The sequence below is a fragment of the Runella zeae DSM 19591 genome (assembly GCF_000423565.1).
Taxonomy (GTDB): Bacteria; Bacteroidota; Bacteroidia; order Cytophagales; family Spirosomataceae; genus Runella; species Runella zeae.
In genome coordinates this window covers 400,118-416,506 of record NZ_KE384038.1, presented here as the reverse complement: position 1 = coordinate 416,506, position 16,389 = coordinate 400,118, and the positions used below count along the sequence as shown (strand labels likewise).

The 16,389-nt window shown below is 40.6% G+C and carries 11 protein-coding genes; 7 read left to right on the top strand and 4 right to left on the bottom strand.

Annotated features, from left to right (window positions below):
* The first annotated feature begins 100 nt into the window (after positions 1-100).
* Genes G563_RS0124455 through can form a run of 3 tightly spaced genes read left to right on the top strand, consistent with a single transcriptional unit; the run spans position 101 to position 3,900 of the window.
* Positions 101-1,654 (top strand): SulP family inorganic anion transporter, encoded by a 1,554-nt coding sequence (locus G563_RS0124455; RefSeq protein WP_028667644.1) that lies wholly within the window; start codon positions 101-103, stop codon positions 1,652-1,654.
* A 40-nt stretch (positions 1,655-1,694) separates the two neighbouring features.
* On the top strand, positions 1,695-3,260 hold the full coding sequence (locus tag G563_RS0124450; protein WP_028667643.1) for a SulP family inorganic anion transporter: 1,566 nt from the start codon (positions 1,695-1,697) through the stop codon (positions 3,258-3,260).
* Positions 3,229-3,900, top strand: a complete 672-nt coding sequence (can, locus tag G563_RS0124445) for a carbonate dehydratase (protein WP_028667642.1) — start codon at positions 3,229-3,231, stop codon at positions 3,898-3,900. The genes G563_RS0124450 and can overlap by 32 nt, the downstream gene beginning before the upstream one ends.
* A 51-nt stretch (positions 3,901-3,951) precedes the next feature.
* Here can and G563_RS0124440 read toward each other — a convergent pair whose 3' ends face one another.
* A complete protein-coding gene (locus tag G563_RS0124440) occupies positions 3,952-6,225 on the bottom strand; it encodes a carbohydrate binding family 9 domain-containing protein (RefSeq protein WP_028667641.1) in 2,274 nt (757 codons plus the stop codon).
* Between the two features lie 191 nt (positions 6,226-6,416).
* Here G563_RS0124440 and G563_RS0124435 point away from each other — a divergent pair, with 191 nt between their 5' ends.
* Positions 6,417-7,640, top strand: a complete 1,224-nt coding sequence (locus tag G563_RS0124435; protein ID WP_028667640.1) for a peroxiredoxin family protein — start codon at positions 6,417-6,419, stop codon at positions 7,638-7,640.
* A gap of 69 nt (positions 7,641-7,709) precedes the next feature.
* Positions 7,710-8,942, top strand: coding sequence for an MFS transporter (locus tag G563_RS35775; protein WP_051211173.1), 1,233 nt, complete (start codon positions 7,710-7,712; stop codon positions 8,940-8,942).
* A gap of 320 nt (positions 8,943-9,262) precedes the next feature.
* Here G563_RS35775 and G563_RS0124425 read toward each other — a convergent pair whose 3' ends face one another.
* The 3 genes from G563_RS0124425 to G563_RS0124415 all read right to left on the bottom strand — a co-directional run bounded on the left by G563_RS0124425 (position 9,263) and on the right by G563_RS0124415 (position 11,514).
* On the bottom strand, positions 9,263-9,802 hold the full coding sequence (locus G563_RS0124425; protein ID WP_028667639.1) for a helix-turn-helix domain-containing protein: 540 nt from the start codon (positions 9,800-9,802) through the stop codon (positions 9,263-9,265).
* On the bottom strand, positions 9,777-10,637 hold the full coding sequence (locus G563_RS0124420) for a helix-turn-helix transcriptional regulator (protein ID WP_028667638.1): 861 nt from the start codon (positions 10,635-10,637) through the stop codon (positions 9,777-9,779). Before G563_RS0124420 ends, G563_RS0124425 begins: the two co-directional genes overlap by 26 nt.
* Before the next feature lie 121 nt (positions 10,638-10,758).
* Positions 10,759-11,514 (bottom strand): LytR/AlgR family response regulator transcription factor, encoded by a 756-nt coding sequence (locus tag G563_RS0124415; protein WP_028667637.1) that lies wholly within the window; start codon positions 11,512-11,514, stop codon positions 10,759-10,761.
* A gap of 724 nt (positions 11,515-12,238) precedes the next feature.
* Between G563_RS0124415 and G563_RS0124410 the strand changes: the two genes are divergently transcribed.
* Positions 12,239-14,149: a tetratricopeptide repeat-containing sensor histidine kinase gene (locus G563_RS0124410; RefSeq protein WP_028667636.1), complete on the top strand. Its 1,911-nt coding sequence runs from the start codon at positions 12,239-12,241 to the stop codon at positions 14,147-14,149.
* A gap of 99 nt (positions 14,150-14,248) precedes the next feature.
* Positions 14,249-16,348 (top strand): ATP-binding protein, encoded by a 2,100-nt coding sequence (locus G563_RS0124405; protein WP_028667635.1) that lies wholly within the window; start codon positions 14,249-14,251, stop codon positions 16,346-16,348.
* Positions 16,349-16,389 lie beyond the last annotated feature (41 nt).

The window sequence follows — 16,389 nt, the reverse complement described above, 5'->3', positions numbered from 1 at the left end:
CTTCCTTGCTGAATACAGCTTATACATTGGGGGCTTAAGCCTACTTCTCCATTCTTTATCTCCCACTTAGTATAGATTTTCATATTTCAGACCTACAAAAATGAAGGACCTACTTAAAGATTTAAAACATGATTTACCAGCAGGATTAGTGGTGTTTTTGGTAGCATTGCCTCTCTGTTTAGGGATTGCATTAGCCTCAGGAGCTCCCCTTTTTTCAGGGATTATTACTGGGATAGTCGGCGGAATCGTAGTAGCCTTGGCAAGTGGCTCAGCCCTCAGTGTTAGTGGACCTGCTGCTGGCCTCACGGTGATTGTCCTTAACTCTATTCAACAGTTAGGCTCCTACGAAGTTTTTTTGGCAGCTGTGGTGTTGGCGGGTGTTATACAGGTTATTTTAGGATACTTGAAAGCTGGTATTATCGGGCACTATTTTCCGTCGAGTGTCATCAAAGGAATGCTAGCGGCGATTGGGCTTATCTTGGTTTTCAAACAAATCCCCCATGCTTTGGGCTACGACAAAGATAGCGAAGGCGATTTTGAGTTTTTACAAGTAGACGGCCAAAATACTTTTTCAGAAATCTTCAATGCCCTTAACTTTCTGCATCCTGGGGCTATTATTATATCAAGTCTCTCGCTTTTGATTCTGATTTTGTGGGACAAGCCTTTTTTGAAAAGATACACCTTCTTTAAATTTATACCAGGGGCCCTTATTGTGGTGATTTTGGGGATTGTGCTGAATCAAATTTTCAAAGTTTCTTTTCCTAAAATGGCACTTACCAACGACCATTTGGTAAAACTACCCGTGGCTAATTCGCTTCAGGAATTTGTGGGACAATTTACGCTGCCCGACTTTTCGGGTCTTGCCAATTATCAAGTTTATGTGGTAGCGATTACGCTTGCCATTGTGGCAAGTTTGGAATCGCTGTTGAGCGTAGAAGCTGCCGATAAGCTCGACCCTTATAAACGTAACACCCCTACAAATCGTGAATTGAAGGCGCAAGGTCTTGGCAATATAGTATCAGGATTGATTGGAGGATTGCCTCTTACGGCTGTCATAGTACGTAGTTCGGCCAATATCAACTCAGGTGGTAAAACCAAAATGTCGGCTATCATTCACGGTTTTTTATTGCTTATTAGCGTGGTGGGTTTTGCAAACTTACTCAACCAAATTCCCTTAGCGTGCTTGGCGGCCGTTTTATTGATGGTAGGCTACAAACTTGCCAAGCTATCGTTGTTTAAATCAATGTACCGTTTAGGGTGGGAGCAATTCATTCCTTTTGTGGTAACTATTGTGGCTATTCTGTTTACTGATTTGCTCAAAGGAATTATTATCGGCATTGCGATTTCTATCTTTTTCATCTTGCGCAACAACTATCGCCGGGCATATCTACTGATGAAAGAAGAGCATCTAGAAAACGAAAAAATCACGATTCAGTTGGTAGAAGATGTAACGTTTATTAATAAGGGTGTGATTACGTTGATGTTAGACAAGCTTCCCGAAAATTCTAATGTCATCATTGACGGTAGCAAATCTCACAACATTGATTTAGATGTGCTTGAAATCATCCATAATTTTAAAGAAACGGCCCTCTTGCGAGGAATTAACCTAGAACTACACAGTATTCCAGAGTTTAAAGGGCTAGCAGCTCACTAAGAAGACGATGTACCTCCCTTTTCATTTTTTTATTTAGCCAATGACTCTAAAGCATTTTAACAAAGATTTCTCGGCAGGTTTATCTGTTTTTTTGGTAACTCTCCCTTTGTGCCTTGGTATCGCCTTGGCATCAGGTGCACCTTTGTTTTCGGGTCTTTTGGCAGGAATTGTGGGGGGAATCGTGGTTACTTTGTTTTCGGGGTCAGAGGTAAGTGTGAGCGGTCCTGCGGCGGGTCTTACGATCATCGTACTAGATAGCATTGAGGTTTTGGGGAGTTTTTCTCACTTCCTTACAGCGGTAGTATTGGCAGGTGCATTTCAATACGTATTAGGCTGGCTCAAGGCAGGTAGGCTGAGTAGTTTTGTGCCTTCGAGTGTCATCAACGGCATGTTGGTAGCTATTGGCATTGTGATTATCCTCAAACAAATCCCCCACGCTCTAGGCTGGGATGCAGATGTTGAAGGAGAATTTGATTTTTTACAACTCAATCATCACAATACCTTTTCTGAAATTCTCGAAGCCCTCAGCCACCCTCATCCTGGTGCTATTGCGATTAGTATCACCTGCTTAGCTGTGATGATAACTTGGGAATATTTTTCAAAAAAAGACTTCCGTTTTTTCAAGGTATTTCCTATTGGCTTGCTGGTAGTACTTACAGGCGTTTTGATGAACCAAGTTTTTAAATTATGGATTCCGGGATTTTATTTAGAAGAGAGCACCCATCTCGTAAAGGTACCTCTCATCCTAAGTCTTGAAGATGCTTCTAGTGCTTTCCATTTCCCGGTTTGGGAAGCCCTCGCCAATCCTAAAGTTTATTTAGCGGCTTTTACGCTTATGCTTGTAGCAAGTATTGAATCTCTTTTAAGTCTTGAAGTAGCCGACAAACTTGACCCCCAACGCCGTGTTTCATCGCCAAGTCAAGAACTCAAAGCCCAAGGCATAGGCAATATGGTATCGGGGCTTATTGGAGGGCTACCGCTTACCTTAGTAACACTCCGTACTTCTGTCAATATATACAGTGGTAGCAAAACTCGTCTATCGGCCTTTATCCAAGGAGTATTGATGCTGATTGCCGTCATTACGATTCCGCAATTACTCAATTTTATTCCTTTAGCCTGTTTAGCTTCTTTGTTGTTACTGATAGGATACAAACTAGCAACTTCCCAAAAACTGCCCGAAATAAACCGCAAAAGTCTCCCACAATTTTTACCATTTTCTGTGACCATAGCCGGTATTATTTTTTCCGACTTGTTATTGGGTATTGTGCTGGGTTTGTTGGCAGGCATAATTTCTATCATTGTGACCAACAATCGCTCGGCCATCAGCATGGCTCGTGACCAACAAAACATTTTAGTCCTATTTATAAAAGATGTGACTTTTATGAATAAACCTTATCTCAAAAGTCTCTTAGACTCCTTTGAAAAAGGAGACTCGGTCTATATCGACGGTACGAGAGCCGAATTTATAGACCATGATATCTTTCAACTTTTAGAGAGTTTTAAAAAAGATGCCCTCTACCGAGGAATTCAAGTTGAATTTAAAGGAATTTCACCACATAAATATTCATTCAAAAATGCAATCATATCAAAAACTCCTTTTAGCTAATAAAGCATGGGCTGCCGATAAATTAAGAGTTGACGAACAATATTTTGAAGAGCTAGCGGCTGATCAAAAACCCGAATTCCTCTGGATTGGCTGTGCCGATAGCCGTGTACCCGCCAATGAAGTAACTGGTACAGCTCCGGGCGAAATATTTGTACACCGTAATGTAGCTAATCTTGTAATTCATACCGATATCAACATGCTTAGTGTATTGCAGTATGCTGTGGAGGTACTAGAAGTAAAACATATCTTGGTAGTCGGCCACTATGGATGTGGGGGTGTAAAAGCCGCCATGAGCAACAAAGATTTTGGCCTGATTAACAAGTGGCTACGAAACATTAAAGATGTATATTCTAAGCACAGTGAAGAACTCGAAGACATCGAAGATTTTGACCAACGGTTCAATAAGCTCGTTGAATTTAATGTGATGGAACAAGCTAAAAATCTAGCCAAAACTACGATTATTCAACGAGCTTGGAAAAAACGTCAATACCCTCATATTCATGGGTGGGTGTTTGATTTACACACTGGGCTTATTACCCAAACCTCCGAAATCTTACCAGGAGCCGAAGTCGAGTCAATTTATCGATATGACTTTGAAGAATACGGCGAAGAGCTAACCCAGCATTACAACAATTCTTAAAAAAGCACAGGAGAAAGAAATCTAAATTCTTTCTCCTGTTTTTTTATAGCCTCAGAGAGTGAGCCAATAATTAAATTTGAACACGACAGCTCTATTTTTGTTCCTAAAAAGAGGGTCGGTATAGTAATTGTCGGTATATACCAAGAAAAAATCTGACATCGGTTTGTACCTCCATTGCACTCTACTATTGACGTTAAAATTGTTGTTTTGGGTATTAAACTGTAAAAAAGTAGTCCAAAATAGCTGGGTCGAAAAATTGATTTCTACCCGTGGGCTTACCAAAAGGAGCCGGTCATTGCCATAAGGCCTGGGTAAGGTAATGTCGTTTTGTTCAAAACTCATCGAAAAATTCCCCCAGGGCTGAGCCCGATAGTTCATCTCTAGGGCATATTGCTGAAGTGTTCCGTTATAAAAACCGCCTGTACGGAAACTTACAGTGTAATAAAACTTTTTTCGGTAGTCAGAGCCATAAGTAGCACTGTATTGGCTGTAAGTATAATTGTTGGCCGGTAGGGCATAATCACTATCGGTAAAAACAAACGGAAACAATACATTGACGCGATTGTGATCGTACCTGAGTGAAAAACTGCTAGTATTCTGGAAAAGTACATTGTAGCCAAAGGCAGTCGAATACTCCCCCAACTCGCCATTAGGATACAACAATAGAAAATTTTCGGTACCCAATGAATGGCTACTGATTTTGCCTTTTTTAGGGCGGATGGTATATTCAGCTTCACTGTATATTTGTTTATACCCAAGCCTTATGGTGGTATCAGACTGGATTTTGCCAAATTGATCAAGCCTAAAAGTAAAATTATCAACTCGATTTAGAAAACCCATATCGGCGTAGTAGTTGGTACCAATCCCTATATAATCTACAAAAAAATTCAGGTTTCGGCCAAAGTATCCAAATCCAGCCTGCTTTACATCACTATTTTTTTTAATCGTGCTTTTTTGAGACAGGTGATATCCCGCCCACGCCGACAAATCCCCTTTGACATTTGAATAACTAAACTCTAGTCCTTGATTCCGGCCATATTCGTTCATTGGGTTGGCTTTTCGCATGGCTTCAGTCATAAACCCTTGCCGATTGAGCGCATAGCCTTTAATAAGCGATCGTTTTAGTACTTTACGGTTAAAAGAAAATGCCGTGAAGTTTTGGGCGGGGGTCAAGCTATCTTTAGAGGCAGTTTGCATTGTCATTAGACCTACTCGCCAATTTTTGTCAAGATTACCACTCAATCGTACCCCTCCTATAATCCGAATCGGTTGGGCATTGCGGTCCAGACCTACTGCCCTCGAAAAAAATGGTCGAAAAGGCGGCGCACCATAGCTACTAAACAAGTCGTCGTTTTCGAGAAAAAAGGTACGCCGCTCAGGAAAGAAAATACTAAACCTAGTCAGGTTGGTAACTTGCCTGTCTACTTCAATTTGGGAAAAATCCGGATTGAGCGTAACATCCAAATTGAGCGAAGAATTGATGGCGATTTTGGCATCAAGACCTCCATTAAAGCTACCTTTTGTGAGCTTTCCCTCGACATGATCATGTGATACTCCTCCCGTGATGTAGGGCACCAAAGAGACGTTGCCTTTGACAGTAGGTGGCGTATCTTCCCACACAAGCGCTCCCGTGTATCCTAAATCATAGCCGTTGAAATTGACCGGAACGAAAGTCCAAGTTGAATACTGATTATTTTTGAGGTCATTTCGTTCAAAGTTAATTCCCCATTGGGTTTTGGATGGGTCATAACGCAAGGTTTTGAAGGGAATCGCCATCTCAATTGTCCAAAAGGTATCATAAATTTTGGTTTGCGAATACCATTTATTGTCCCAGCTACCGTTTAGTTCGTCCGAAAAAAAAGTAAGCAATCCTTCCCATTGAGCATTGGCGGCATTTACGCCAAAGAAAAAACCATTGGTACGTTCGTTGATAGGATCCAGAATAAGCCCAAAAGCATCCGAATCCCAAAATGAAGCATCTCTTTTGAGGGTCTGTATGATATGCTGGTTAGAATCTCTACATACTACTCCTACATACAAAAAACGGTCATCAAAGGCCATTTTTACTTCGGTATCACGCTTAAGAGGTACATTGTCTTGGGGCCAATGCGGTGCAAAATTTTTACTAGCTGTGGCAGTTTGCCAAGCCTCATCCGAAAGCTCGCCATCTATTTTGATGGGGATGGGGGTGCGGCGAATACGATGTTGGTATTTTTCCTGATAGGCAGCGCCACCAAGCGGGGCACTTTTTTCTTGTCCCTGTCCCCCTAACACAGCCCCAAATGTAAAGAACAAAACAAAAATTTTTCGGTAGAATAGGGTCATATTAACGATTAAATCTGATACTAAATAGCTAACTTACAAAGTTAACAAAACGGGTTTGAGTATATTTTACCAAAAACTTCAAAGGTTTAAAAAGAGGGATGAAAGGCAAGGGAAATAGAATAAAGCGTACTCTGACCAACTTTTCTGATGTAAAGGTTGTTGTAAATTAACAACCCATTTTAACAAACTAAATGAAACAGTTTTTTGCCACTCTCCTTGCTCTCAGCTACTTCTACAGCGCAGTAGCACAAACCTCTCTCCCCAAAAGCACTTGGCGTGCTGCTCTTCAAAGAGAAAACCATGACTTGCCTTTTGGGCTTGAAATCACTCCCAAAACCAACGGTAAATATGAAGTAGTGGTCATCAATGGCGCCGAACGACTCCCTATGGATGAAGCCTACATGGAAGGCGATTCTTTACACATCCCGATGTTGATTTTTGACTCCGACTTGGTAGCCAAAGTGAGCGGCAATCAAATGAAGGGCTCATGGAAGAAAAACCGAAATGGTAAATGGGTATCTGTATTGCCTTTTAAAGCAGAGAAGGGTAATGTGTATTGGTTTGCCAAGACACCCCAAGCTACCACCAAAAATATATCTGGCAAATACGCTACTTATTTTCATCGTCCCGAACGTAAAGATTCTTCTTTTGCGGTCGGTATTTTAGACCAAAAAGGCAGTAAGTTGGCGGGTACTTTCTTGACTCCTACCGGCGATTATCGTTATTTGGCAGGCGACATCGTAGGGGATAGCCTTTTCATGTCATGCTATGATGGTTCGCACGCCTTTTTGTTCAGAGCGGCTATTTTGCCCAATGGTCAAATCAAAGGGGGATTGTGGTCTGGTATTTCAGGTTATCAGCCTTTTACGGCTACGCTCGACCCAAGTGCCGCTTTGCCGCCTCCTACGGCACTTACTTACTTAAAACCAGGTTATGAAACCCTAGATTTTTCATTCCCAGACACGAAAGGCAATGTAGTTTCTCTCAAAGATGATCGCTACAAAGGAAAAGTAGTGGTATTACAAATCTCAGGAACATGGTGCCCCAACTGCATGGACGAAACGCGGTTTATGGTGCCTTGGTATAAGAAAAATGCGTCGCGAGGAGTCGAAATCATCGGGCTTATGTTTGAGCGTTCAGGTGATCTGAAAGTCTCAGGTCCGAAAATCGATTTTATGGGCAAACGTTTCGGGGTGCCTTACCCCTTACTTTTGGCGGGCGTAGTAGATGCCAATGCCGGCAAAGCATTGCCTGCCCTCAACAATATTTCGGGCTATCCTACTACAATTTTTATTGACAAAAAAGGCCGTGTCCGCGAAATCCACACTGGCTTTTCGGGACCCGGCACTGGCAAATATTATGATGAGTTTATTGAAGATTTCAATGCCCTCATCAACAAACTTTTAAGTGAATAATCTGATTAAAAGACTCCTGTCATATCTATTTTGGATAGGAGTCTTTGTTTATTTTTATTAACAGCCTCAATGTCTCAAAAAGAAAAATTACTTCTCTTCGTGCTGGCGTGCTTAAATTTCACGCATATCATGGATTTTATGATTATGATGCCCCTTGGGCCACAATTGATGCGACATTTCGATATTTCGCCTCAAGAGTTTGGGCTTTTGGTATCGGCATATAGTTTTAGTGCGGGCCTTTCTGGTTTTTTTGTGGCTTTCATTGCCGATAAGTTTCCGCGCAAGCAAATCATGCTCATTGCTTATACAGGTTTTGTAGTAGGCACTTTGGCGTGTGCTATGGCACCTACCTTTGGTCTACTCATGGCGGCCCGCACTTTTGCGGGGGTTTTTGGGGGCGTACTAGGTGCTCAAGTGATGTCGGCAGTGAGTGATGTGTTTGAATATGAGCGTCGTGCAAGTGCCATGGGTGTAGTTATGACTGCTTTTTCGGTGGCATCGGTTGTAGGGGTTCCGTTGGGACTTTATTTAGCTTCCGAATTTAGCTGGCACGCGCCATTTTGGTTTGTGGGGATTGTGGGTATCGCAGTCATTGGGTTGATTTGGCGGTATGTTCCTCGCCTCGACGGACACTTACAAAATCCGTCTCCCCTCAAAACCCCACCTTTTGCGGCCATTACCAATATTTTGTCAGACACCAATCAGCTACGTGCACTGTGGCTGACGGCGACTATCATGTTAGGGCATTTTAGTATTATTCCGTTTATTGCACCCTTCTTGACCGCCAATGCCCATTTTAGCGAAAACAAGCTGTATCTAATATACGCCGTCGGTGGAGGGCTTACCCTTTTTACGGCTCCTCTGGTAGGAAAATTCGCCGACCGTCAAGGCAAATATCCCGTATTCGTGATTTTCGCTTTGCTATCCATGATTCCGATGTGGCTCATTACCAATTCTACCTCCAATCATCTCTTCTCTGTTTTGGGAACAGCCGCTATCTTTTTTGTTTTTTCAAATGGTCGTCTCATTCCCACGCAAGCCATGACCTCCTCTGTAGTGTTGCCTCAGCAACGTGGTAGTTTTATGGCTATTAATACCTCTTTACAATTGTTGATGCAGTCGGTAGCAGTATATCTGGCCGGTCTTATCATTCAAAAAATGCCTGATGGAAAACTCCTCCATTATGATTGGGTCGGATACGGTGCGATGTTGTTTATATTTTTCAGCATTTTTATTGCCAAAACCGTCAAACCTGTCGACAACCCACCCCCGCATCAAGAAAGTGAAATGCTGGAATGCTAGTCTGATTCGTTTTTTTCAAACAGCTACTGCCAAATAGTTAGTTTATTGATTGCGTTGAGGCTGTTTTGCAGTTGGGTCTTTTGTAGATTTAGGTATCTGATTACGGTTTTGGTTATTGATGATGATGCCTTTGCAGATAGAGCAATTGTCAGGGTTGAGGCGTTGGCTAAATCAAAGCAATTAAGATAACCCCTTAGCACATGGGTTCGGGGCAGTAGGGTAAGTGATAAAACTTTGCTGAATCAAGGGGCAAAACGGCAAATAGCTCATCTGGGCAAACTATTCCTTGGAGAAGAAGTCTGCCTTTTCGCTTTACACCATCACCGTCTTGCTCCTCCCTGATGATTGTTCTGAAATTGCTTGGGTGTTATGCCAACATATTTTTGGAAAATTTTGTTGAATTTGATGGCCTGCGAATACCCAAGCCGTTCGGCTATCTCTGCCGACTTATATCCTGTTAATAGTAACATTTTGGCGTGCTCTATTCTTTTTTCCAGGTATAACTGATAAAAAGGCTTTCCATAGACTTTCCTAAATCCATTTTTGAAGGTCCCGAGGCTAATCCCAAATTCCGCCGCAATTTGCGTTTCATTGGGTATAGACTGTTCGATATTCTTATTAATGTATTTCAGATAAATAGATTCTATGAGTTTCAAATTGGGGATCAATGGTGCCTTTGAAACATACGTAGGGTTGGTTTTTGGTTCGTTGGCTATGGCTATAGCCGGAGATTGGGTATTTTCGGTTTGATCTGAAGAGATCACTGTGAAAGTAATGTTATGGGAAAGCAATAGCATTACTACTATATGGGCGTTTTCGGTCGAAACCGAAAATTCAACGGTTGAAGGGAGTGCGCTCATAGTCATGAATTTCAAAATGGCACGAATTGGGTGAATGATTAAATTTTTGTTTAAATACACGCGTAAAACCCGATGGATGATGATACCCAACTTGATAGGCTACATGTGTGATGGAATATTTACCTGTTAGAAGTAAGCCTTTGGCATACATCATTTTTCTGTCGACAATGTATTGATGGGGAGTGGTTCCATATAATTCGAAGAACAAATTCTTAAATTTACTTACACTCATTCCAGCCATTTTGGCCATTTCGTTGATGGAAGGAGTCGCTTTTTTAAAATCATAAGTTATCTTCTCTTCTACTTCTTTAATCCTCTGCAAGTCCAATTCCTTAAAATTCGCCGTATTTCTGCTTAAAATTTCTGCCTGTAAATCATCGACCAGAAAATAGAGAAATTGTAGAAAGTAACTTTTGGCCAGTAAATCCTTGTTGACAGCGCGCTGATATTCTCTATGAAACGCTAAATATCTCGAAGTAAACAGGCTGTGTTGATTACTCCAGCTGCTCAGTATTTTAGAGATAATATTACCTAAATCAGCCGGAAAATTTCCTACTTGATTGGTAAGCCAATCCATACGAACCCCCACCACAAAAGACCGCCCTTGTTCATAAGGGGTGCTTATTAAGCAGTAATCGCCTTCCATAATAGGCTGAAACGTATCGGTAAAGCCCCGTAAGTGGTTGCCGTGTGGGGGTATTAAGGAAAAAAAATAAGCGTAATTCGACCCAAAATCGAACAGCTCAAGGCTTTTTTTTACTCCACCTCCGCTTGATTCATCGGAGATCTTTCTTTTGAAGCTTGTTAACCAAAAATCTAACTTTATATCGGCCATAGGGTAATACACTTAATGTGTGCATTACCAAAAATGGGATATATTTATCTGCTATTTTTGAACTAAAGGGATATAAATATGGTAAATGGTATATTTTTGGCGGTAATTGGATACTTTTGCATTATGTATGTTTTTTTAGAAAACCTTTCAGCTCTTTTCTAAAGCTTTTTCCTACTGGAAGCACTATCGGTTCTGTCAATTGAACTGTATCGGCTTTCGAATGCTGAATATGTATCCTATTGACCGCATATTTATGGTGAATACGAATAAACTGATCGTTTAAATCTTCTTCCAACAATTTACTTAACGACTTTTTTAGTACATACTTTTTGGCCGATGTATGAATGTAACAATGACTGTCGTCGGCTTCAATGTACATAATTTCCGCAAACCAAACCTGATCTTTATGCCCTGCCTTACTGCTCAAGTACAGGTATTTCTTATCTAAAAAATCATATTGTTTACTTTTTTGGTGCGCTTCCAACGTCTTTTCGATGGTCGATTGAAGCGTAATAGCATGAAAAGGCTTAATAAGGTAATGAACGCTGAGATACTTTTGTGACTCCAAAAACAACTTTGGGTCTTGGGAAGATGTCATTAATACAACTGGTAATTGAGTATCCTTAAAAATTTTGAGAAGCTCTAAACCAATAGGTTTGTTGTCAATCATTATATCCGATAAAATCAAGTCAACCTTATGGTCATTAAGGTAGGTAATCAGATCTTCCAATTTCGAATAAATACCCCCCAAGCGATACTTATATTGAGAAGAAAGGTGCTTGGTAAGCATCATTTCTATTTTTATCTGGTCAATAGGGTCATCTTCCAGTATGGCAATTGAGATGTCATTTATTGATACATTTCGGGTATTTTTCATACCTATTCAAACAATTAATTAAACATTTTGTTTAAACATTAAGTGTTCTAGCTTAAACTTAAAAGACATAAAAATATAACCAAAGACGTTTAAACCCATATAAGTGAAAAAAAAATACCATTTTTGGTAAGTCAAAAAACGTTTTGGCTAAATCGTTATCAGTGTTGTTTTAAGGATATACAACTATTTTTGATTCGGATTTGACTAAAATATTTCAGCTATAAAACGTATCGTCAGGCTTCATCGCAGCACTATAACACTTCATTCTGAATGTTATAAAACAATTGTCAGTTTCTACATATCTTTTACATCATTGATGATATTTATGTTGGACTATTATTCTCTTGCGCTTTTCTTGACCCAAAGAATATTTTTAACAAAGATGAGTTTAGAAAGTGGTCTTTAAGTTAAAAATATACTTATCGAACAATACCTATTGGCATCTAAAGCTTCCCCTTCCTTAAGTCACAAATCAATAAATTATGCCATTGTATGTTAGAAGATTATCTAAAAGCCTAATGACGGGTTGCTCATTGTTTTGGAATTATTTTGTTCGAGGACAATACAACTATATCTTCAGCTCTTTCAGGAATTATTATTTGTTTTCTCCCAAGGCCGCAGAAAAAACCGGGCCTCTAGAATCGCCATGTATCATGCCCTTACCAACCAAGTAGTGAGCGAATCATATTGTAGTTTGGTTTTGGAGGCTAAAAAACATAACTTAATGAAATACCCTATTTTTTTTATCTTTTTGAGTTGCTTTGCCGGGGTAGGACATACCCAAAATAAATCCTTCAATTCTTTTCGTGATTATCTTATTCCGGCTTCTCGTTTGGATAGTTTGAAAAAAGTAGAACGAAGCATACCACCAAACTCACAATCAAACCAAGACTTGCATTTATTGATTGCGATTGAGTTGGGAAAACAAAATCATTATGATACAATAGACAAACAAAAAGTGAAGCAAATCATACAGCTTGCTTCAAAACAGAAGTCACCGCTGGAATTAGCGATGGCCTATTACATACTGGGAAGAGAATATACCATTGACCAAGACGACTCCCTCACTTATAGTTATTTAACAAAAGCAGAAAAAATTTTTACGGTAGGCAATGATACTACGGGAATAATTCATTGTTCCAAACTCTTACGTGCCCATACAAGAAGAGCAGATAAAAATCTACCCAAATTTTACTTTGATAGAATCGTGGCACTTGGTCAACAATCAAAGTATCCCCTTGACAATTACATGTATTACCTGCTTATTATGGCGTGCGACCCTTATTTTGAGACTCAGCCAACGGAACTTCAAATGTCGGAAGCACTGAGAAAGACAATCGAAATTATTGATAAATATCCTCATTTTGAGTACATCCGAGCCAACGTATACAAAAACATTCAGGAAGGGTATTTGCGGAAGAAAAAATATGATAAAGTGCTTGAATTTGCTTTGAAAGTGATGAACCATACAAGCAAAAAAATTGATTTTATGGATTATCAATATTTGGGCAATGCTTATCTGTTAATAAAAAAATATGATAGGGCCATAGCAGCCTTGGAAGAAGCCGCAAAGCGCATAAAGATAGAAAGACCCAAGTCAATCATACGACTAAGAAACATATATGTATTCTTAAAAAAAGCATATTATGAAGCTGGAAATTTAGAAGCAAGCATACAGATAGACCAAAAGTATGACAGTCTGGTTTCTGTAATCAGTAATAATGACCGTAGTGTAGCGCTATTTCACCTGCGGGAAAAGTACTCATTTGCGGATAAAGAAGGGGAGCTCAAAAGACTTTCTCTGGAAAATGAAATAGCGGACTCGCAAAAAAGACTTTTGTTTGGAGGCTTAATGATGGCTCTTATATTGGTTGTAATCATACTTTTTTTCTCCATAAAACTCCGAAAAACATACAGCAGACTTTTGGAGCTGCAGCAGGGTCGTGACAAATTCTATACCATCATTGCCCATGATTTGCGCTCACCCATCAACAGCCTCAATGACATGGGAGTGGTATTACAACACCTCATCCAAGAAGGCAAAAAACAGGAGTTGGACAAAGTCATCCAACAAATAGAAAATATGAGACAGAAAACCCAACTGCTGCTCAACAATCTGTTTGAGTGGGGAAAAAGTCAGTATTTTACGCCTGAGGTTGAGCAGGTCAGGCAACCAACGGATGTGGGACCTTTGCTGTGCGAACTCTATCAAACGTATGTGCCTTTTGCCGAAGCCAAAAAGATTGTCATGGTTGCTGATTTGCCATCAAGATTGGTAGTCTCTGTGGACTCCAACGGCTTGCTGATGACGGTGCGTAACCTACTGGACAACGCCCTCAAAAACACACCTGCCGGCGGAGAGATCAAAATAGAAATGAGTGAATCTACGGCCCACAAAACAGCTCAATCTTTTTCAAAGCTAACGATCACCGATACCGGCAAAGGCATTTCCCCCGACCAGCTTCGCTATCTGCAAGAGGTATTTGCCAGAAAACTCAAACCCGAAGTAGGAGTACACGGACTGGGGCTGGGTATGGTATTGAGTCATCATTTTGTACAAAAAAATAAGGCTGAACTAACCGTACAAAGTGAACTGGGAAAAGGCACCTGTTTTAGCATCGTTTGGAAAGATTGAAAATAACAAATCCTTAGAAAAATAAATTTCTCACAATAGCCCTCAAAACGCCTATTCGATAAAATAGAAAGCCCTCCGAATTTTCAAACCACCAACGTTATGAAATACATTATTCTCCTTACTTTATGGATTTGTGCCATCAAGTTAGCTTATACCCAAAACAAATCCTTTACAAGTTTTCGTGATTATCTTGTTCCTGCTTCCCGTTTGGATAGTTTGAGAAAAGTAGAACAAAGCATATCACCCAACTCACAGTCGAGCCAATACCTGCATTTATTGATTGCCATTGAGTTGGGCAAGTCGCATCGGAGAGATTCGATCACTGCGCAACAATACAATAAAATAGTGCAATTGGCTACCAGGCATAAATCAACCTTGGGGCTTGCCATGGCAAATTATCTCATGGGTATTTACAATTCATCGTGGCAGGAAGATCTTGCTTATGAATACATTATGAAAGCACAGAAGCAGTTTGCTCAACAGAAAGATACGTCAGGTATAGTGCAATGCCTTAGTTGGTCACTGAGACATTTTATACAAGATGACACAAACTACGGCCCAATGAGTAAAGAGGATGTGCTGAAAATGAATCGGGAGAATTATGCTAAGTTGGTAGCCCTTTCCGAAAAATCAAAGCACGCCATCGACAGGTTTACGTACTATCGAATTGTTTTGAACAGTCCTCCATCTTTTTCCCAAGAAATAACCGAAAAACAACGAATGGAAGCTTTCAGAGCGGCCAATGAAATACTGGACAAAAACCCGCACTTAGCATACTTGAGAAAAGCAATTTATACGGCTACTCAACAAGGTTACTTTTTTTTAAAAAAAACAGACAAATACTTGGAATATGCTTTAAAAACACTGAATTATCCTGGCATCAAAGCCATTAGTCAGGATTATAGAAATGTGGCTGAGGCTTACATAAAGTTGAAGAAACCCGACAGTGTGATTGTGTACCTGGAGGAAGCAATCAGGCTGATTAAGATAGAAAATCCAAAGAATATAATGGTATTGCGGTGGATGAACAGGCGTTTAAAAAACGCATACTTTGAGATAGGCAATTGGAAAGCGGGTATAAAGGCATACGACGAATACGACAAGTATAATAATCTGATTCGTGACAATGACCGCAGATTGGCCGTGTATGGAATCAAAGAAAAATATTCCTTTACCGAAAAAGAAGCCGAACTCAAACGGATTTCCTTAGAAAAGCAGGTGGCCGAAAGCCGAAATCAACTACTCCAAGCGCAATATGAAGCCGAAAAACGCGAGGCCACTTTAAAAAACCTGGCCTTAGAAAACCAAGCCACTGAAAGCAAGGCCAAACTGCTCCAAAGTAAGATAGAAGTTCAAAAAAAAGAAAGTACCATCCGAATGGCAGAAGCCCAAAAACAACTCTTGTTTGGTGGTTTGCTGGTCGCTTTGGGGTTGATTGTAACCATTCTTGTGTTTTCCATAAAACTCCGAAAAACAAATACGAAACTCTTGGAGCTTCAACAAGGTCGTGACAAATTTTATACCATCATTGCCCATGATTTGCGCACACCCATCAACAGCCTCAATGACATGGGAGTGGTATTACAACACCTCATCCAAGAAGGCAAAAAGCAGGAGCTGGACAAAGTCATCCAACAAATAGAAAATATGCGGCAGAAAACCCAACTGCTGCTCAACAACCTGTTTGAATGGGGGAAAAGTCAGTATTTTACGCCTGAGGTTGAGCAGGTCAGGCAACCAACGGATGTGGGACCTTTGCTGCGCGAACTCTATCAAACGTATGTGCCTTTTGCCGAAGCCAAAAAGATTGTCATGGTTGCTGATTTGCCCTCAAGGTTGGTAGTTTCTGTGGACTCCAACGGCTTGCTGATGACGGTGCGGAACCTACTGGACAACGCCCTCAAAAACACCCCTGCCGGCGGAGAGATCAAAATAGAAATGAGTGAATCTACGGCCGACAAAACAGCTCAATCTTTTTCAAAGCTAACGATCACCGATACCGGCAAAGGCATTGCCCCCGACCAACTTCTCTATCTGCAACAGGTATTTGCCGGAAAACTCAAACCCGAAGTAGGAGTACACGGACTGGGGCTGGGCATGGTATTGAGTCATCATTTTGTGCAAAAAAATAAGGCTGAACTGACCGTACAAAGCGAACTGGGAAAAGGCACCTGTTTTAGCATCGTTTGGAAATCTTAAACAAAAGACAAAAGTGTATCCTTGATTTACTCGGTATTTAA